Origin of the sequence: Gallaecimonas kandeliae (assembly GCF_030450055.1) — a bacterium.
Lineage (GTDB): Bacteria > Pseudomonadota > Gammaproteobacteria > Enterobacterales > Gallaecimonadaceae > Gallaecimonas > Gallaecimonas kandeliae.
The window spans coordinates 179603-196983 of the sequence record NZ_CP118480.1; the positions used below are offsets into that span (position 1 = coordinate 179603).

The following is a 17381-nucleotide window of genomic DNA, read 5'->3' on the forward strand; positions in this document are numbered from 1 at the left end:
GGGCTGGTTCAGGCGCGACGGCCGTCCTTTGTCCTAGGGCACTGACGCCAATAAAAAAGGCCCTTGCGGGCCTTTTTTATTGGGCGCAACCTTCCTTGCAAAGGAGGTTGCGGATGGTGTCTGCCACCTCGGCGTCCAGCATCCCCAGTACCAGCTCGTCCAGTTCGGCTGCGGCCTGGTTGGGCAGCAGTTCGCTCTGTTCTCCCAGCTCCACCAAGTCGGCTTCCCGCAAGGTGGCGATCAGGGTGGCGATCAGCTTCTTGTCGAAGAACTCGGGGGCGTTGATGCCGTAGAGGGCGGAGAGGCGTTCGGCCACGGCCTGGGCGCGGCTCTCCAGCTCGGCGCGGCCCAGGGGCTCTGGGCTGCGTAGCAAGGTCAGCACTATGGCGTAACGCTGCAGGGACTCCGAGATGACGCCTGCCAGCAGCCACAGTTTGCGGTGGCCGGGCCGGCGCGCATCCATGGCCTGCCAGCCGGCTTCGTCGCCGCTGATAAGCTCCTGGGCGGCCAGGCCGGCCAGTATCTGGTCCAGGTAGGCGTCCAGTTGCGCCTCGTCCAGGCCCATGAACAGCTCGGCCTTCAGCAGCGGATAAAGGGCGCGCACCTTGTCCTTGAGCTGCTGGCTGGAGAAGCTCTGGCCCAGCAGCAGCTTGGCCACCAGGGCCGGCAGCACATAGAGGTGCAGTATGTTGTTGCGGTAGTAGGTCATGGCGATGGCGCGGTGCTCGTCCAGGCTCACCAGTTCCCCCAGGCCGTCCTGGCTGACCAGGAACTTGTCGCCCTTGAGGGTCTGGGCCAGCAGCGCCTTGCCGTCCAGCTCCGGCACCGTCATCTGCGCCGAGTAGGGGGCCGCCTTGGCCAGGGCCAGCAACAGGTCGAGCTGGGCCTCCAGCACTTCCCGGGTCAGGGCCCTGTGTTCGGCGCTCAGCAGGGCCAGGGCGGTGAGGGTGGTGCCGTTGAGGGCGGCCGCATCGTTGATGCGGGTCAGCACCTCGTCACCCAGCTTGTTGACCAGGGGGGTCAGCCAGCTGGGCTTGGCGTCCGGGCTCTCTGAGGCCTGGCGCCAGTCCGGTACCTGCTCGCCCAAGTACTGGGTCAGGGGTATGGGCTGGCCGAAGTTGACGAAGCCCTGGCCGAAGTCCTGGCGCAACGCCTGGATGCTGGACTTGAAGGCCTGCCAGCCGGATTCCTTCTCCTTGGAGTTGCCACGCAGCTCCTTGAGGTAGGAACCCACTTCCATCACGTGCTCGTAGCCGATGTAGACGGGCACCAGGGTGATGGGCCGCTCGGCCTTGCGCAGCATGCTCTGTACCGTCATGGCCAGCATGCCGGTCTTGGGGGGCAACAACCGGCCGGTGCGGGAACGGCCACCTTCGGTGAAGTATTCCACCGCGTAGCCCTTCTCGAAGAGGCTGTAGAGGTACTCGCGGAAGACGGTGGAATAGAGCTTGTTGCCCTTGAAGCTGCGGCGGATGAAGAAGGCGCCGCCGCGGCGGAACATGGGGCCGGCCGGGAAGAAGTTGAGGTTGACCCCGGCGGCGATGTGGGGCGGCACCATGCCCTGCTGGTAGATGACGTAGGACAGCAGCAGGTAGTCCATGTGGGATCTATGGCAGGGCACATAGACGATCTCGTGGCCGTCATGGGCCAGCTGGCGCACCACCTCGGCGTTGGTGACCTGGATGCCGTTGTAGATGCGGTTCCAGATCCAGGTCAGCAGCCGGTCGAGGATGCGTACGAAGCCGGGGGAGAACTTGGCGGCGATCTCGTCCAGGTACTGGGCGGCGCGCTTCTCGGCCTGGCCGTAGGCCTCCTTGCGGCCCTTGGCTTCGTCTTCGATGGCCCGCTTCATGGGCTCTGTCTTCAAGAGCGCCGCCAGCATGGTCTCGCGGTCGGGTAGGCGTGGGCCTGTCATCACCAGGCGCTGGCGGGAAAAATGCACCCGGGCGACCCTGGCCAGCTTGTGGCCCAGTTCGTCGAGGGAGGCATTGGGCCTGTCCGCCAGCAGGGTGCGCAGGGACACGGGGCGGGCGAAACGCACGAAGTTGTCGCGGCCGTAGCGGGCGATGATCAGTGCCTTCCGGAGCCAGGACGGGGAGTCGTAGTCCGACAGCATCGAGCCCAGCAGCGAGGGGTTCTCGTGGCCGGGCTGGCGGCCCCAGAACAGGGAGATTGGCAGCAGCTGGATCTCCTGGTGCTCATCGGTGTTCAGGGCGTCCAACAGCTTGGCCAGGTCGGTGCGGAAGTTGCCTGACTTGCGGCTGCGGGTCAGCAGTGCCACTGGCCTGTCCAGGAAGAGGCTGCGGGGCAGGATCTCGCCGTTCAGGCGCAAGGGCTCGGTCGGGTCAGGCAACCCCAGTTGGAAGCAGAGCCGACGCACCGCCAGCAGGTCCGAGGCGGACGCAGTCTTGAAGGCGTAGACGATGGGCTTGGCCGGGTCCAACTGCAGTTCCTTGATGGGGTCCTGCGGAACCAGCTTGCTTTTGACGCTGAGGGAGATGGGCCACTTGAGGGCCTTTAACAGAAAATTCGGCAGCACGGATAGGGATCCCGGTGAAAGTTAGCCGGCCGGCTAGCTTAGCAGAAGTCGTCATCAAAGTCTTTGCAACCTTGTACGACTGGGCGTTAACCTCAGGGGGCTATCCCTTTGTTGGCCCCTGCATGACCGAACATCCCTATCGCCCGCACCTGGCCGCCCTGGAACGTGTCGTTGCCCTGGGGGGTGGCCACGGCCTTGGCCGCACCCTCTCAGCATTAAGCTTCCTCGGTCCGCGCCTGACCGGCATAGTCACCACCACAGACAACGGCGGCTCCACGGGCCGGTTGCGCCAGAGCCGCCAATGCATCGCCTGGGGTGACGTGCGCAACTGCCTGAACCAGCTGATCACCCAGGATTCCACCGGCAGCCGCCTCTTCGAGTACCGCTTTGGCGGTGAGGACGAGCTCAAGGGCCACAATCTCGGCAACCTGATACTGCTGGCCCTGGATGACCTCTGTGTGCGGCCGGTGGAGGCCATCAACCTGGTGCGCCAGGTGCTGAGGGTGAAATGCGGGCTTCTGCCCATGACCGAGAGCCCGGCCGATCTGCTGGCCCTGGGGGCCGACGGCCGCCGGCACCTGGGAGAGCTGTCGGTGGACGGCCTCAAGGCCATGCCCAGCCAGCTGAGCCTTTCCCCCCAGGTGGCCGCCACCCGTGAGGCTTTGGATGCGGTGCGCGAGGCGGACCTGCTGATCTTGGGGCCGGGCAGCTTCCTCACCTCTGTGTTGCCGCCGCTGCTGCTGCCGGATCTGGCCGCCGCTTTTCGCCAAAGCAAGGCCCTCAAGGTCTGGGTGGAAAACCTGGCCCCGGAGCAGAGCCCGGTACGTCAATTGAGTGCCGGTGCGCGCCTGGCCTGGCTTCATGAGCGGCTGGACTTTCCGGTGGTGGACTGGGTGCTCTGCCCGCCAGGGCTTGACTGGCAAAACGTGCCGGCCGGGGTGCGCCGCCTCGAGCAACCCCTGGCCTCCGACCAGATCTTCTACCGCCACGACAGGGGTGCCCTGGCGGACGGCCTGGAAAAGATCCTCGCCAGTTGTGGATAAGTCTGTGCATTTTTCTGTAAGGGCTGTGGGCCGACCCTTCCGCAGGCCAGGCGCCTTGCCATCCCCAGGGAACTGGATATACTGACAGTTACTGTAAATAAACCCAGTTGAGGCAGCCATGCGTCCCCTTACTCCCCGCCAGCAACAGATCCTGGATCTGATCCGAGACCGCATCTCTGCCAGCGGTATGCCACCGACCCGGGCAGAGATAGCCCAGCAGCTGGGCTTTAAATCGGCCAACGCCGCCGAGGAACACCTCAAGGCCCTGGCCAAGAAAGGGGTCATAGAAATACTGGCCGGCACCTCCCGTGGCATCCGCCTGCTGGAAGAGGAGAGTGCCAACGACGAGCCCGGCCTGCCCCTGGTGGGCCAGGTGGCGGCTGGCGAGCCCATCCTTGCCACCCAGCACATCGAGTCCCACTACCAGCTGGATCCCGCTCTCTTCCATCCCCATGCCGATTTCCTGCTGCGGGTGAAGGGCGAGAGCATGAAGAAGATCGGCATCATGGACGGTGACCTGCTGGCCGTGCACAGCACCAGCCAGGCCCGCAATGGCCAGGTGGTGGTGGCCAGGGTCGAGGACGAGGTCACGGTCAAGCGGCTGCAGCAAAACGGCCACCAGTTGAGGCTGATCGCCGAAAACGACGACTTCAAGGACATACTGGTGGATCTGCGCGAAACTCCTGTGACTATCGAAGGGTTGGCGGTCGGGGTGATCCGCAACAACCAGTTCTGATTTCCCAATCTGCTAAAGCACTTAGCCAAAGCGCCACCTGGAAACCACGCCGGGCGGCGCTTTTGATTTTTATCTTTGCCGGCGACTGGACGGATCGCCGGAAATTCGTTAAGTGTTAACGTAGCGAAAAAAAGTTGTTCAAAAAAACAACCAGAAAGGGTACTCCCCGCATCCAGAAAGCAAAGCCGTATTCATGACGTAGATGCGGGTTGGCGGGGGAGAGCTTTCATAGAGCTTGGCCGTACTGTGCAAGGCTCTTTTCCAGACGTTTGCGGTAAGCAAATGGACGGAGGAGAAGCGTGTGAGCAGGAGTCATCTCGCATCAGGGGCGCTGGCCACGGCGTTCCTCTGCTGGCCCGCCTGGGCCAGCCACTACAACATGACCAAAGGGGTCACGGATTTCAGCCATCAGGTCTACGGCCTGCACATGACCATCTTCTGGATCTGCTGTGCCATAGCCCTGGCGGTGTTCGGGGTCATGTTCTACAGCCTGATCCGCCATCGTCGCTCCCGGGGCGCCAAGGCCGCCGAATTCCACGAGTCCACCAAGGTGGAGATCCTCTGGACTATCATTCCCTTCCTCATCCTTATCGCCATGGCGGTACCGGCCACCCAGGTGCTGGTCAGCGGCGACGACGACGGTTCGGGCAAGGCGGATCTCACGGTGCAGATCACCGGCTCCCAGTGGAAATGGCATTACCAGTACCTGGGCACCGACGTGGGTTTCTACTCGCTGCTGGCCACCACAGATGACCAGACTCATAACCGCTTGCCCAAGGACCAGAACTACCTGCGTGAGGTTGACAGGCCCCTGGTGCTGCCCACAGACCGCAACATCCGCTTCGTCATCACCTCCGAAGACGTGATCCATTCCTGGTGGGTACCGGATTTCGCCATCAAGAAAGACGCCAACCCCGGCTTCATCAACCAGGTGCAGACCCGCATCAAGGAGCCCGGCGTCTACCGTGGCCAGTGCGCCGAGCTGTGCGGCAAGGGCCACGGCTTCATGCCGATAGTGGTGATCGCCAAGAAACCGGACGACTTCGACCACTGGCTGGCCGCCGAGGACCAGCGCATCAAGGCCAAGAAGGCCGAAGAGCAGAAACTGCTGGCCATGAACAAGTCCATGGACGAGCTGATGACCGAGGGCAAGCGGCTCTATGAAGGGCACTGCGCCATGTGCCACCAGCCCACAGGGGAAGGCCTGCCAGGCGCCATACCGGCCCTCAAGGGCAGCCCCGTCACCACGGGCGACGTCAAGGAGCACATGAGGGTGGTCCTCAACGGCCGCACCGGCACTGCCATGCAGGCCTTTGGCAAGCAGTTGGGCCTGTCGGAGCTGGCCGCCATCATCACTTATGAGCGCAACGCCTGGGGCAACAACACGGGCGACATGGTGCAGGCAGCGGATCTGCACAACTTCATCCAAGGCGGGGAAAAGTAGGAGGCAGCATGCAGGTCACAAGGGAAATGGACGCCGAAGGCGTCGGCGCCAACGAACAGCACCAGGATCATGCTCACCACGGCCCCGCCAAGGGGGTGATGCGCTGGCTGACCACCACCAACCACAAGGACATCGGCACCCTCTACCTCTGGTTCAGCTTCATCATGTTCCTGATCGGCGGCTCCATGGCCATGGTGATCCGTGCCGAGCTGTTCGAGCCAGGGCTGCAGCTGGTGGAGCCGCAGTTCTTCAACCAGATGACCACTGTCCATGGCCTGATCATGGTGTTCGGTGCCGTGATGCCGGGCTTCGTCGGCCTGGCCAACTGGTTGATCCCCATGATGATAGGGGCGCCGGACATGGCCCTGCCGCGGATGAACAACTGGAGCTTCTGGATACTGCCCTTCGCCTTTTCCATACTGCTGTCCAGCCTCTTCATGGAAGGGGGTGGCCCGGCCTTCGGCTGGACCTTCTACGCGCCCCTGTCCACCACCTATTCATCTGACTCCACTGCCCTGTTCGTGTTCTCGGTCCACCTGATGGGGATCAGCTCCATCATGGGGGCCATGAACATCATCGTCACCATCTTCAACCTGCGGGCGCCGGGCATGAAGTGGATGAAGCTGCCGCTCTTCGTCTGGACCTGGCTGATCACCGCCTTCCTGCTGATCGCCGTGATGCCGGTGCTGGCCGGGGCCGTGACCATGGTGCTCACCGACAAGTACTTCGGCACCGACTTCTTCAACGCCGCCGGCGGCGGCGATCCCGTGATGTTCCAGCACATCTTCTGGTTCTTCGGGCACCCCGAGGTCTACATCATGATCTTGCCGAGCTTCGGCATCATCAGCGCCATCCTGCCCACCTTCGCCCGCAAGAAACTGTTCGGCTATTCAAGCATGGTGTACGCCACCTCCAGCATCGCCGGCCTGTCCTTCGTGGTCTGGGCCCACCACATGTTCACCACCGGCATGCCGCTCTTCGGCGAACTGTTCTTCATGTACTGCACCATGCTGATAGCGGTGCCGACCGGGGTGAAGGTATTCAACTGGGTGGCGACCCTCTGGCGTGGCTCCATCAGCTTCGAGGTGCCCATGCTGTTCGCCCTGGCCTTCCTGGTGCTCTTCACCATAGGGGGCTTCTCGGGGCTGATGCTGGCCATGACTCCGGCCGACTTCCAGTACCAGGACACCTACTTCGTGGTGGCCCACTTCCACTACGTGCTGGTGACGGGGGCCATCTTCTCGATCATGGCCGCCACTTATTATTGGATACCCAAGTGGACGGGGCACATGTTCGACGAGACCTTGGGCAAGGCCCATTTCTGGTGCTCGCTGATCTCGGTGAACGTGCTCTTCTTCCCCATGCACTTCCTGGGGCTGGCGGGCATGCCGAGGCGTATTCCCGATTACGCCCTGCAGTTCGCCGACCTCAACAAGCTGGTGTCCATCGGCGGCTTCGCCTTCGGCGCCAGCCAGCTGATCTTCCTGTGGGTGGTGATCAAGTGCATCCGCGGCGGTAAGCCGGCACCGGCCAAACCCTGGGACGGCGCCGATGGCCTGGAATGGACACTGTCCAGCCCGCCCCCTTACCACAGCTTCCAGGAACCGCCGGAGGTGGACTGATGGCCGAGGCAAAGGACCACAGCAAACTGGTCAAGCGGCTGGTGCTGCTGGTGGTGGCGATGTCCGGCTTCGCCTTCGCTCTGGTGCCGCTCTACAACGTCTTTTGCCAAGTCACCGGCATCAACGGCAAGACGGGGGGTCCTGTGGCGGCCCCCATCAACGACATCGAAGACCACAGCCGCACGGTGACGGTGCAGTTCGTGGCCTATGTGACGGACGGCCTGCCCTGGCAGTTCCACCCCGACGTCACCCAGGTGGTGGTGCATCCCGGTGAACGCAAACAGGTGCACTTCTTCGCCAAGAACCTGGCCGACAAGGCCGTCACCATCCAGGCCATACCTTCGGTGGCTCCCGGCATAGGGGCCAAGTATTTCCACAAGATCGAATGCTTCTGCTTTCACCAGGAAACCTTGGCGGCGGGGCAGCAGACCGAGATGAAGCTGTTGTTCTTCCTGGACCCTGAGCTGCCCAAGGACATCGATACCCTGACCCTCTCCTACACCCTCTACAACCTCAGCGCGAGGAAGGACACATGAGCCAAGAACGGTATTACGTGCCGGCCAGTTCCATCTGGCCCATCATGGGTGCCTTGAGCCTCTTTCTGATCGCCTTCGGCGCCGGCCACTACGTGCCCCAGGCCACCCAGGGCAAGGACGGCTTCGGCGGCTGGTTGATGCTGGCCGGCTTCACCACCTTGGTGCTGATGTGTTTCGGCTGGTTCGGCACCGTCATCCACGAGTCCATGAAAGGCCTCTATTCGGCGCAGATGGACAGGTCTTTCCGCCAAGGCATGAGCTGGTTCATCTTCTCAGAGGTGATGTTCTTCGGGGCCTTCTTCGGGGCCCTCTTCTACGCCCGCATCTTCGCCGTGCCCTGGCTGGGCGGGGCCTCCAACAACATCTTCACCCACGAACTGCTCTGGCCCGATTTCTCCGGCACCTGGCCCGTGGCCACCACCCCTGGGGGCAAGAGCACCGAGATCATGCCCTGGCAGGGCATACCCCTTATCAACACCCTGATCCTGCTGAGCTCCTCCGTTACCGTGCACCTGGCCCACATCTCGCTGGAGAAGAACCAGCGCCTGGCCCTCAAGCTGTGGTTGGGACTGACCATAGTGCTGGGGGCCAGCTTCCTCTACATGCAGGGCCACGAATATATCCACGCCTATACGGAAATGGGGCTGAAGCTCAACGCCGGCATCTACGGCAACACCTTCTTCATGCTCACCGGCTTCCACGGCCTGCACGTGACCCTTGGCACCCTGATGCTGACCATCATGTGGCTGCGGATCCTCAAGGGGCACTTCAGCCCCCACAAGCATTTCGGCTTCATGGCGGCCAGTTGGTACTGGCACTTCGTGGACGTGGTCTGGCTCTGCCTCTTCACCTTCGTCTACGTGCTCTGAAGGGCGGGGAGGGGAAGCCGTGGCGGTGCAGGAGCAGCAAGACCCCTTAGTAGGGCCTGTGGTGGGGGACTATGACGCCGGTCACCAGCAGCAGGATGATCAGGGCCAGCACCAGGGCGGAGAACAACAGCCGCCGGCCCAGGTGTTTGCTCATCTGCCCCTCTTCCCCCTGGCGCAGCATGGAAAAGAGTGCCCGGAACAGGTTGAAGATGACGACGGCCAGCAGCAGGACGATCAGAAGCTTTATCAGCATGGAGGCAAGGTGAGGTTGGTGGTGCCTTGGTTAATCACAATGGCCCTGCTGGGGCTTTTCTGCAAGCTGGCCTGGTGGCAATGGCAGCGGGCCGGGGAGAAGGAAGCCCGCCTGGCGCTGATGGTGAGCCGCCCCCAGCTCAGCCTGGCCGAGGCCCTGAACCAGGCCGAACCCAACGACTGGCCGGTGAGGGTGCGCGGCCGCTGGCTGCCCCAGGCGGTGCTCTGGGACAACCGCACCCTGGGCGCCAAGGTGGGCTACGACCTGCTGCAGCCTTTTGAAACCGACGAGGGCACACTGCTGGTGGACAGGGGCTTCCTGGCGGCCCCCGAGCACCGCGACCAGCTGCCGACCTTGCCCCTGGCCTCGGGCGAAGCGCTGCTGCTTGGCCACCTGCGGCTGCCGGAGCGCGGCCTGCTGCTGGGGGCCAACAGCCCTGAAGCCATCAAGGGGGCCTGGCGTATCCAGGAGCCCCTGCCGGCTGACCTGGCCCCTGCCCTCAAACTCAAACTGCTGCCGGTGGTGCTGAACCTGGGGCAGGGCGCCGACGGCCTGGTACCCCACTGGGCCCCGGTGGTGATGCCGCCGGAAAAACACCGGGCCTATGCCGTGCAATGGGCGCTGATGGCCCTGGCCCTGGTGGTGGTGTTCGGTTTCTGGCTACGCAAGCAAAGGAGGGCGCCGTGACCCGTGAAAAACGCCTGCTGCTGGGCTTCCTGGCCCTGTTCATCCTGCCCATAGCCCTGGCCCAACTGGCCTTCATGCAGGGCTGGCTCAAGGGCGGACCCACCACCAACAAGGGCGAGCTGCTCAGCCCGCCGCTCTCCGCCCAGGCCCTGTTTGCGGACGACCACCACTGGCGCCTGGTCTACGTGATGCCGGCCCAATGTGGCGCCGCCTGCCGCGAGAGCCTCTACATCCTGGGCCAGGCCCACCTGGCGCTGGGCAAGGAAATGGCCAGGGTCCAGCCCCTGGTGCTGGCCCAGGCTCCCTGGCCAGACGGGCTGGAGGCGGCCTATCCCGCCTTAAATTTCCGGCGGCTGGCGGCCACAGTCCCCCTTTCCGGCGACCGGATCTACATCGCCGACCCCCGCGGTTTCGTGATGCTGCGCTACCAGCCCAGGGCGGTGCGGGCCGAGAGCCTGCTGCTGGGCAAGGACATGCTCACCGATCTCAAGAAGCTGCTCAAGCAGTCCCAGATAGGATGACGGCCATGAAGACATTGACCTGGATAGGGATAGTGCTGGCCTTCGGGGTCATAGCCCTGGGGGCTTACACCCGGCTCACCGACGCCGGCCTGGGTTGCCCGGACTGGCCCGGCTGCTATGGCCAGCTGACGGTGCCGAGCGCCGTCCACCACCTGGCCAACGCCGAGGCCCCCACGGCCTATCCCGGCCGGCCCATCGAGGCCCACAAGGCCTGGAACGAGATGGTGCACCGCTACTTCGCCGGCACCCTGGGGCTCTGCATCTTCGGCTTGTTCAGCCTGGCCTGCTGGCAACGGGCTCGGCAAAGGGGCCTGGCCCTGGCCCTGCTGGCCATGGTGGTGTTCCAGGCGGCCCTTGGCATGTGGACTGTGACCATGAGTCTGAGGCCCGCCATCGTCATGGGCCACCTGCTGGGAGGCTTCACCACCCTGGCGCTGCTGTGGCTGATGGGGCTGAGGCTGTCGGGCTGGCGGGTGCCGGGCGGGGAGAGGGCGCTGCGCCGCTACCGGGGCCTGGCCGGCCTGGTGCTGGTGGCCGTGGTGCTGCAGGTAGCCCTTGGCGGTTGGACTTCCAGCAACTACGCGGCCCTGGCCTGTACCCAGTTGCCGGTCTGCGAGGGCCAGTGGTGGAACCACCTGCATCCCCTGGAGGCCTTCAACCCCTTGTCGCCGCCTGCCGAAAACTACCAGTACGGGGTGCTGGGCTACGAGGCACGTATGACCATACAGGTGACCCACAGGTTCTGGGCCCTGGTCACGGCCCTGTTGGTGTCGGCCCTGGCGGTACAGTTGCTGCGCGGCGCCCAATCCAGGACCTTCAAGCAGCTGGGCTGGTTGCTGCTGACGCTGCTGCTGGTGCAACTGGGCCTCGGCATCGCCAACGTCACCCTGATGTTGCCCCTGGGGGTGGCCCTGGCCCATAACCTCACGGCCCTGGTGCTGCTGCTCAGCCTGGTCACCCTCAACTACGGCCTCTGGCGCAAAGCATGAACAGCCTCAGCCTGATCTGGCGGCAGGGCCTGGCCTGGCGGGACTACCTGGAGCTGACCAAGCCCAGGGTGGTTGCGCTGCTGCTGCTCACCGCCTTGGTGGGCATGGTGTTGGCGAGCCCCGGTTGGCCGCCGCTCTGGACTGTGCTCAACGGCCTTTGTGGCATAGGGCTGGTGTCGGCGGCGGCGGCAGCCATCAACCATGTGCTGGACCAGCGCATCGACCTCAAGATGGCCCGCACCTACATGAGGCCGGTGGCCAGGGGCAGGGTCAGCACCACCAGGGCTTTGGCTTTCGCTGCCCTGCTGGCGGTGCTGGGGCTGGCGCAGCTGGCCTTGCTGGTGAACCCACTGACGGCTCTGCTGACCTTTCTCGCCATGCTGGGCTACGCCGTCCTCTATACCGTCTTTCTGAAGCGGGCCACCCCCCAGAACATCGTCATCGGTGGCCTGGCCGGGGCGGCGCCGCCGCTGCTGGGCTGGACGGCGGTGACAGGTAGCCTGCATGGCGACGCCTGGCTGCTGGTGATGATCATCTTCACCTGGACGCCGCCCCATTTCTGGGCCCTGGCCATAGCGCGGCGGGCCGACTACCAGCGCGCCGGCATTCCCATGCTGCCGGTGACCCATGGGGTGGATTTCACCAAGACCTGCATACTGCTCTACACGGTGCTGCTGCTGGCGGTGCTGTTGTTGCCGTACCTCACCGGCCTGGCGGGCCTGCTCTACCTGGCGGGTGCCCTGGTGCTGGGGACCTGGTTCCTCTGGCACGCCGCCCTGCTCAAGTGGCGAGACAGGGAAGGCCAGGCCATGCGCACCTTCAGGGTCAGCATCTGGCAACTCATGTTATTGTTCCTGTTGTTGCTGATTGACCATGGAGTGGGTAGATGAAAGTCAAGGCCATGTGGAGCCTGGTGGCGGCCCTTTTTCTTTGCGTGGGCCTGGGGCTCTATTTCTGGCTGTCCCAGCCGCCCCAGGTGCAGGCCCTCTGGTATCCCCAACCCAGGCCCCTGGCCCCCTTCAAGCTCAGCGACCAGGACGGCAAGGCCTTTACCCAGGCCAACCTCAAGGGCAAGTGGAGCCTGGTGTTCCTGGGCTATACCTCCTGCCCCGACATCTGCCCCGCCACCCTGAGCCGGCTGTCCGCCGTCTACCCCAAGCTGGAAGCGGAGAGCGAGCAGCCGGTGCAGGTGATCTTCCTCACCGCCGACCCCAAGCGCGACACCCAGGCCCGCCTCAAGGACTACATCCGCTTCTTTGGGCCCGAGTTCATTGCCGTGCGCGGCGGCCAGGACCAGCTCTTCCCCCTGAGCCGCCAGCTGGGGCTGATGTACCAGTACGACGAGGACGGCAGTGTCGGCCACTCGGCCGACCTGGTGCTGGTGAACCCGGACGGCGCCATAGAAGCGATGTTCAGGCCGGCGTCTGGCCGGCTGCCTTTAGTTGATACCAAGCAGCTGCTCAGCGACTTCGAGGTGATCGCCGACGCCCGTTCCTAGGGCGCCGGTTTCAGTTTTCCAGCCCTGGCCTTCTGGCCTGCTCTTGCCTGACCCCAAGCGCCCTTTCAGGCCAGCTTTTTCTTCAGCGTCAGCCCCAACCGTTTGGCCAGCCGTTGCAGGTTGGCCCTGTCCAGTTCCAGGCGCCGCGCCGCCGCCGACCAGTTGTGCCCTTCCTGTTCCAGTACCTCGCCGATCAGCTGCCGCTGATAGCTGTCCACGGCGGCCTTGAGGCTGAGCTGCTGGGTCTTCACCAAAGGCGTCAGCGCCGGCTTGGCGGGGGCGGCGCCGTCCAGGTCGCAGTGCTGTGGCTCTATGGTGACGAATCCCTGAGGGCCCTGCTCGCGCACCGCCTTCAGGGCACTGCGGCTGACGCAGTGCTCCAGCTCCCGCACGTTGCCTGGCCAGTCATAGCTGAGCATCAGTTGTTCGGTGGCGGGAGCCAGCTTGAGCTGGGCCAGGCCCAGGCGGCGCCGGGTGTTCTCCAGGAAAAAACCGGCCAGCAGCAGTATGTCGGTACCCCTTTCCCGCAGCGGCGGCACGGCCACGGGGTAGACGCTGAGGCGGTGGTAGAGGTCGGCACGGAAGCGGCCGGCCGCCACCTCCGCCTTGAGGTCGCGGTTGGTGGCGGCCAGCACCCGCACGTCCACCTGGCGGCTCTGGTCCTGGCCCAGGGTCTGGATCTCGCCGCTTTGCAGGGTGCGCAGCAGCTTGCTCTGGGTCGCCAGGGACAGCTCCCCCACTTCGTCCAGGAAGAGGGTGCCGCCGTCGGCCAGCAGGAATTTGCCCGGCCTGGCACTGTCGGCACCGGTGAAGGCGCCCTTGGTATGGCCGAACAGTTCGCTTTCGATCAGCTGCTCGGGCAGGGCGGCGCAGTTGATGTGTACCAGCGGCGCCTGGGCGCGCTTGGACTGGGCGTGCAGGGTACGAGCCACCAGCTCCTTGCCGACCCCCGTCTCACCCTGGATGAGCACGGTGAAATCCGAGGGGGCCACCAGCGCCAGCTCCTGCTTGAGGCGTTCCATCACCGGGCTGTCGCCCAGCAGGCGGCTGCCGTCCCGGCTCAGGGCCTCCGACGCCAGTTCCTGCATGACCTGCTGGTTGTGCTGGGCCCGCTGTTCCAGGCTGTCCAGCTGGATGGCCGCCTTGAGGGTGGCCGCCGCCAGGGCCGACACCACGTCGAGGGTCCTGTCTGTTATGGCATCGAAACTGCCGGGGGCCAGGCTGTCGAAGGTCAGGAAGCCCAACAGCCTGCCATCGCTGTGCAGTGGCAGGCCCATGCAGGCGTGGATCTGCAGGTCGCTGGCATCAGCCAGCAGCAGGCCGTCGTAAGGGTCGGGGAGCTCGGCGTCTTCCTTGAAGCGCACCGGCCGTCCGGCCTCGGCCATGGCCTTGAAGCGGGGGTGGTGATCCAGATGGAAGCGCCTGCCCCTGGTGTCGGCGGAGAGCCCCTGTATGGCCAGGGGCACGGCGTCCGGGGCCTGGTAGGCCAGCAGGGCTATGGCGTCACAGGGAATGGCCTTGCGCAGGGCCGTCAGCAAGCGGTCGAACCTGTCCTTGTTGGCCAGGCTGGATGCCAGATCCAGGGCTATCTCCAGCAGTAGCCCCTGGTTGAGACCCATCATGTGTCTATATGACTCCATGGAGTGTAAATGACCGTAAGGATGGTGTGTCATTTTTACTGCAAAGGCAATGCTTAATATTTAATGCATTGATATATAAGTAGTATTTCAACTGGCATGACCTTTGATAGAGGCAAGGCAGCCTTTCATATCCAAGGAGTAGTACCATGCTGAGTGCCAGCACCATAGCCCATGTCAAAGCCACCATCCCCGTCCTGGAGCAGGCGGGCCCGGCTATCACCGCCCACTTTTACCAGCGGATGTTCAGCCATAATCCCGAGCTGAAGGACATCTTCAACCTGACCAACCAGCAGACGGGCCGCCAGCAGGTAGCGCTGTTCGAGGCCATCGCCGCCTACGCCAAACACATCGAAACCCCGGAGGTGCTGGCCGGGGCCGTGGAGCGTATCGCCCAGAAGCACACCAGTTTCGTGGTCAAACCCGAGCATTACGCCATCGTCGGCGGGCACCTGCTGGCCACCTTGCAGGAGCTGGCCCCCGAGGTCTTCGACGAGGCCACCACCGCCGCCTGGGCCGAGGCCTACCATTTCCTGGCCGGGATCTTCATCGACCGCGAAGGCACCCTCTACGAGGTGCGCCGCCAGGCCCAGGGCGGTTGGGCAGGAGAGCGCCGCTTCCGCCTGGTGGCAAAGACGCCGGAATCCGAACGGGTGACCAGCTTCGTCTGGGAGCCAGTAGACGGCGGCGCCGTGCTGAGCTTCGAACCGGGCCAGTATATCGGTATCAAGGTGCATCCGGCTGGCAGCGACTACAACGAGATCCGCCAATACAGCCTGTCGGACAAGTCCGACGGCCGCCGCTACCGCATCAGCGTCAAGCGTGAGGGTAATGGTGAGCAACAGGGCCTGGTGTCCAACCACCTGCATGACCAGGTCCAGGTGGGTGACGAGGTGGCGCTGATCCCGCCGGCAGGGGATTTCTTCCTGGACCAGGAAAGCCAAAGCCCTGTGGTGCTGGTCAGCGCCGGTGTCGGCCTGACCCCCATGATGGCCATGCTGGAGACCCTCTGCGCCGGCAACAGCCCCCGCCCCGTCCACTTCCTGCACGCCTGCGAAAACGCGGCCCAGCACAGCTTCAAAGACAGGGTGGTCGAACTGGCCGGGCGCCACGGCGTCAACACCCAGGTCTGGTACCGGGAAGGGGAGGCGCTGCAGCACAGCGGCCTGATGGATATCGCCAAGGTCAAAGCGACCCTGCCTATCGCCGACGGCGACTTCTACCTCTGCGGCCCGATGCCCTTTATGGCCTCGGCGAAGAGCCAGCTGTTGGAAGCGGGGGTGGATGAGGGCCGTATCCACTACGAGGCCTTCGGCCCCCATGTGGCTCTCTGAATAAAAAAAGCCCCCGCACTGCGGGGGCTTTTTCTTGGGAAGTCCTATCAGGCCGCGGCGGCCAGGGCTTCCTTGCAGTGGGCGTCCAGTTTCTTGAGGTAGGGCACCAGCAGCACGGCGACAACGGCGCCGGCCAGGGCCACCCAGCCCAGGTTCTGGAAGAGGTGGGTGTAGAGCGGCAGGGTCTGGGTCGGCTCTGTGATGCTTTCCGGTACGCTGGCGTAGTTGGCCACTATGGAACCCAGGTACTGGGACAGGCCGGTGGCCAGCAGCCAGGCGCCCATCATCAGGCCGCGCAGATTGGGGGCCACGTAACGGGCCACCATGCCCAGGCCTAGGCCGGAGATCAGCAGTTCGCCCACGGACTGGAAGAAATAGCCGGACACCATCCACCAGGGGGAAACCAGGCCGGCGGTGGCGAAGTTGCCGCTGACGGCATAGAGGAAGAAGCCGACGGCCAGCAGTATGAAGCCCCAGGCGTACTTGCCGGCCAGGGACAGGTCCTTGTCCTTGCTGCCCATGGAAGCGTACATCCAGGCCAGTACAGGGCTCATCACCGCTATCCAGAAGGGATTCAGCACCTGGAACTGCTCAGGGGGGATCTGGTAGCCGAAGAGGTCCAGCATGACGTTGTTTTTTGCAAAGAACGTCAGGGAGGTGGACATCTGCTGGTAGAAGATGAAGAAGAGGATGGTCTGGAGCGTCAGGATGATCATGGCGATCAGGCCGCTGCGCTCGGCGCTGTTGGCGCGCCACACCAGAAATATGAAGAAGGCGGCCAGGCCGGCACCGGCGATATTAACCACCAGGTTGGCCAGTTCCAGGTTCTGGACCACCAGGCCCACCAGCACGGCGGCGACCAGGGTGCCTGCCAGTACGCCCAGCAGCTTGCCGAGGTGCATGGGCTTGAAGTCGGGATCGGAGCCGATGTGCTTGAGGTATTTGCCCTGCACTATGTACTGGGCCACGCCGAACACCAGGCCCAGGGAGCAGACCAGGAAGGCCCAGTGCCAACCGTAGTGGACACGGATGATGGGGGTCAGGGTCTGGGACAGGAAGGCGCCCAGGTTGATGGACATGTAATACATGGTGAAGGCGCCGTCCAGCTTGGACTCGTCGTCTTCGTAGAGCTTGGCCACCAGGTTGTTGGGGTTGGCCTTGAAGAGGCCGTTACCGACGGCGATGACGCCCATGGAGAAAAACACCATGGCGTGGCCGGTACCGCCCATGACCTGGTCCCAGGGCACGGACAGCAGGCCATAGCCCAGGGCCAGCACTATGCCGCCCAGCATGGTGGTGCGCCGCGCCCCCAGCACCTTGTCGCCGATCCAGCCACCGGCCACGGGGGCTAAGTAGATCATGGCGGCGAAGGCGCCCCAGGTGAGGTTGGCGCGGGTATCGTCAAAGCCCAGGTAGCTGGTGGCAAACATGACGATAAGGACTTGCATGCCGTAGAAGCCGAAACGCTCCCACATCTCGATCATGAAGAGGGCCATAAAGGCACGGCGCTTCTTCGACTCCTCGGCCTTGATGGCTTCAAGGGAAGCGGTGGTTGTCATAGTGTGATCCGTCTTATTTTAAGAGTACGCGGCTTGTTATACCGATATTGGCCGCGCCTTTCCACAAGGCGACTGTGGCAAAAGTGAGCAGCTCTTTAGGTTTTTGTTGAATTT

Annotated in this window: 16 protein-coding genes; 12 read left to right on the forward strand and 4 right to left on the reverse strand. The window is 63.9% G+C overall.

The genetic code is table 11. From position 1 onward, the window contains the following. Positions 1–76: 76 nt before the first annotated feature. Positions 77–2539: a glycerol-3-phosphate 1-O-acyltransferase PlsB gene (plsB, locus tag PVT67_RS00815; protein ID WP_301496828.1), complete on the reverse strand. Its 2463-nt coding sequence runs from the start codon at positions 2537–2539 to the stop codon at positions 77–79. 122 nt (positions 2540–2661) lie between these two features. On the opposite strand from plsB, the gene yvcK reads away from it, so the two are divergent. The 6 genes from yvcK to PVT67_RS00845 all read left to right on the forward strand — a co-directional run bounded on the left by yvcK (position 2662) and on the right by PVT67_RS00845 (position 8789). Further along, positions 2662–3582: a uridine diphosphate-N-acetylglucosamine-binding protein YvcK gene (gene yvcK, locus PVT67_RS00820; RefSeq protein WP_301496830.1), complete on the forward strand. Its 921-nt coding sequence runs from the start codon at positions 2662–2664 to the stop codon at positions 3580–3582. A gap of 118 nt (positions 3583–3700) precedes the next feature. Continuing rightward, entirely contained in the window at positions 3701–4318 is a 618-nt protein-coding gene (gene lexA, locus PVT67_RS00825; RefSeq protein WP_301496833.1) for a transcriptional repressor LexA, read from the forward strand. Between the two features lie 301 nt (positions 4319–4619). Next, the gene (coxB, locus tag PVT67_RS00830; RefSeq protein ID WP_336407789.1) at positions 4620–5762 is read left to right on the forward strand and encodes a cytochrome c oxidase subunit II; all 1143 of its coding nucleotides are present in this window, start codon (positions 4620–4622) and stop codon (positions 5760–5762) included. A gap of 8 nt (positions 5763–5770) precedes the next feature. Continuing rightward, positions 5771–7384, forward strand: a complete 1614-nt coding sequence (gene ctaD / locus PVT67_RS00835; protein WP_336407790.1) for a cytochrome c oxidase subunit I — start codon at positions 5771–5773, stop codon at positions 7382–7384. Beyond that, positions 7384–7920 carry a cytochrome c oxidase assembly protein gene (locus PVT67_RS00840; protein ID WP_301496835.1) on the forward strand — a complete coding sequence of 179 codons (537 nt, stop codon included), beginning with the start codon at positions 7384–7386 and terminating at the stop codon, positions 7918–7920. The genes ctaD and PVT67_RS00840 overlap by 1 nt, the downstream gene beginning before the upstream one ends. After that, positions 7917–8789, forward strand: coding sequence for a cytochrome c oxidase subunit 3 (locus PVT67_RS00845; protein ID WP_301496837.1), 873 nt, complete (start codon positions 7917–7919; stop codon positions 8787–8789). Before PVT67_RS00840 ends, PVT67_RS00845 begins: the two co-directional genes overlap by 4 nt. 46 nt (positions 8790–8835) lie before the next feature. Here the strand turns inward: PVT67_RS00845 and PVT67_RS00850 are convergent, their stop codons facing one another. Beyond that, positions 8836–9042, reverse strand: coding sequence for a DUF2909 family protein (locus PVT67_RS00850; protein ID WP_301496839.1), 207 nt, complete (start codon positions 9040–9042; stop codon positions 8836–8838). A gap of 18 nt (positions 9043–9060) precedes the next feature. Between PVT67_RS00850 and PVT67_RS00855 the strand changes: the two genes are divergently transcribed. The 5 genes from PVT67_RS00855 to PVT67_RS00875 are packed head-to-tail and all read left to right on the forward strand — an operon-like array spanning position 9061 to position 12737. Continuing rightward, entirely contained in the window at positions 9061–9729 is a 669-nt protein-coding gene (locus tag PVT67_RS00855; protein ID WP_301496841.1) for an SURF1 family protein, read from the forward strand. Further along, positions 9726–10250 carry a hypothetical protein gene (locus tag PVT67_RS00860; RefSeq protein WP_301496843.1) on the forward strand — a complete coding sequence of 175 codons (525 nt, stop codon included), beginning with the start codon at positions 9726–9728 and terminating at the stop codon, positions 10248–10250. The genes PVT67_RS00855 and PVT67_RS00860 overlap by 4 nt, the downstream gene beginning before the upstream one ends. Positions 10251–10255: 5 nt before the next feature. Continuing rightward, complete coding sequence (locus PVT67_RS00865) at positions 10256–11239, forward strand: COX15/CtaA family protein (RefSeq protein ID WP_301496845.1); 984 nt, start codon at positions 10256–10258, stop codon at positions 11237–11239. After that, on the forward strand, positions 11236–12129 hold the full coding sequence (gene cyoE / locus PVT67_RS00870; protein WP_301496847.1) for a heme o synthase: 894 nt from the start codon (positions 11236–11238) through the stop codon (positions 12127–12129). The genes PVT67_RS00865 and cyoE overlap by 4 nt, the downstream gene beginning before the upstream one ends. Continuing rightward, entirely contained in the window at positions 12126–12737 is a 612-nt protein-coding gene (locus PVT67_RS00875) for an SCO family protein (protein WP_301496849.1), read from the forward strand. The genes cyoE and PVT67_RS00875 overlap by 4 nt, the downstream gene beginning before the upstream one ends. 65 nt (positions 12738–12802) lie before the next feature. Here the strand turns inward: PVT67_RS00875 and norR are convergent, their stop codons facing one another. Then, positions 12803–14356: a nitric oxide reductase transcriptional regulator NorR gene (gene norR, locus PVT67_RS00880; protein WP_336407831.1), complete on the reverse strand. Its 1554-nt coding sequence runs from the start codon at positions 14354–14356 to the stop codon at positions 12803–12805. Positions 14357–14523: 167 nt separating this feature from the next. Here norR and hmpA point away from each other — a divergent pair, with 167 nt between their 5' ends. Further along, on the forward strand, positions 14524–15708 hold the full coding sequence (gene hmpA / locus PVT67_RS00885) for an NO-inducible flavohemoprotein (protein ID WP_301496851.1): 1185 nt from the start codon (positions 14524–14526) through the stop codon (positions 15706–15708). A gap of 47 nt (positions 15709–15755) precedes the next feature. Here hmpA and PVT67_RS00890 read toward each other — a convergent pair whose 3' ends face one another. After that, positions 15756–17267 (reverse strand): peptide MFS transporter, encoded by a 1512-nt coding sequence (locus tag PVT67_RS00890; protein ID WP_301496853.1) that lies wholly within the window; start codon positions 17265–17267, stop codon positions 15756–15758. Between the last annotated feature and the right edge of the window lie 114 nt (positions 17268–17381).

Bases quoted from the DNA above. Each gene is read 5' to 3' on its own strand.
- PVT67_RS00845 (WP_301496837.1), top strand. From the start codon at position 7,917: ATGAGCCAAGAACGGTATTACGTGCCGGCCAGTTCCATCTGGCCCATC.
- yvcK (WP_301496830.1), top strand. From the start codon at position 2,662: ATGACCGAACATCCCTATCGCCCGCACCTGGCCGCCCTGGAACGTGTC.
- hmpA (WP_301496851.1), top strand. From the start codon at position 14,524: ATGCTGAGTGCCAGCACCATAGCCCATGTCAAAGCCACCATCCCCGTC.
- cyoE (WP_301496847.1), top strand. From the start codon at position 11,236: ATGAACAGCCTCAGCCTGATCTGGCGGCAGGGCCTGGCCTGGCGGGAC.
- PVT67_RS00850 (WP_301496839.1), bottom strand. From the start codon at position 9,042: ATGCTGATAAAGCTTCTGATCGTCCTGCTGCTGGCCGTCGTCATCTTC.
- PVT67_RS00865 (WP_301496845.1), top strand. From the start codon at position 10,256: ATGAAGACATTGACCTGGATAGGGATAGTGCTGGCCTTCGGGGTCATA.
- PVT67_RS00840 (WP_301496835.1), top strand. From the start codon at position 7,384: ATGGCCGAGGCAAAGGACCACAGCAAACTGGTCAAGCGGCTGGTGCTG.
- ctaD (WP_336407790.1), top strand. From the start codon at position 5,771: ATGCAGGTCACAAGGGAAATGGACGCCGAAGGCGTCGGCGCCAACGAA.
- PVT67_RS00875 (WP_301496849.1), top strand. From the start codon at position 12,126: ATGAAAGTCAAGGCCATGTGGAGCCTGGTGGCGGCCCTTTTTCTTTGC.
- PVT67_RS00890 (WP_301496853.1), bottom strand. From the start codon at position 17,267: ATGACAACCACCGCTTCCCTTGAAGCCATCAAGGCCGAGGAGTCGAAG.
- lexA (WP_301496833.1), top strand. From the start codon at position 3,701: ATGCGTCCCCTTACTCCCCGCCAGCAACAGATCCTGGATCTGATCCGA.
- norR (WP_336407831.1), bottom strand. From the start codon at position 14,356: ATGGGTCTCAACCAGGGGCTACTGCTGGAGATAGCCCTGGATCTGGCA.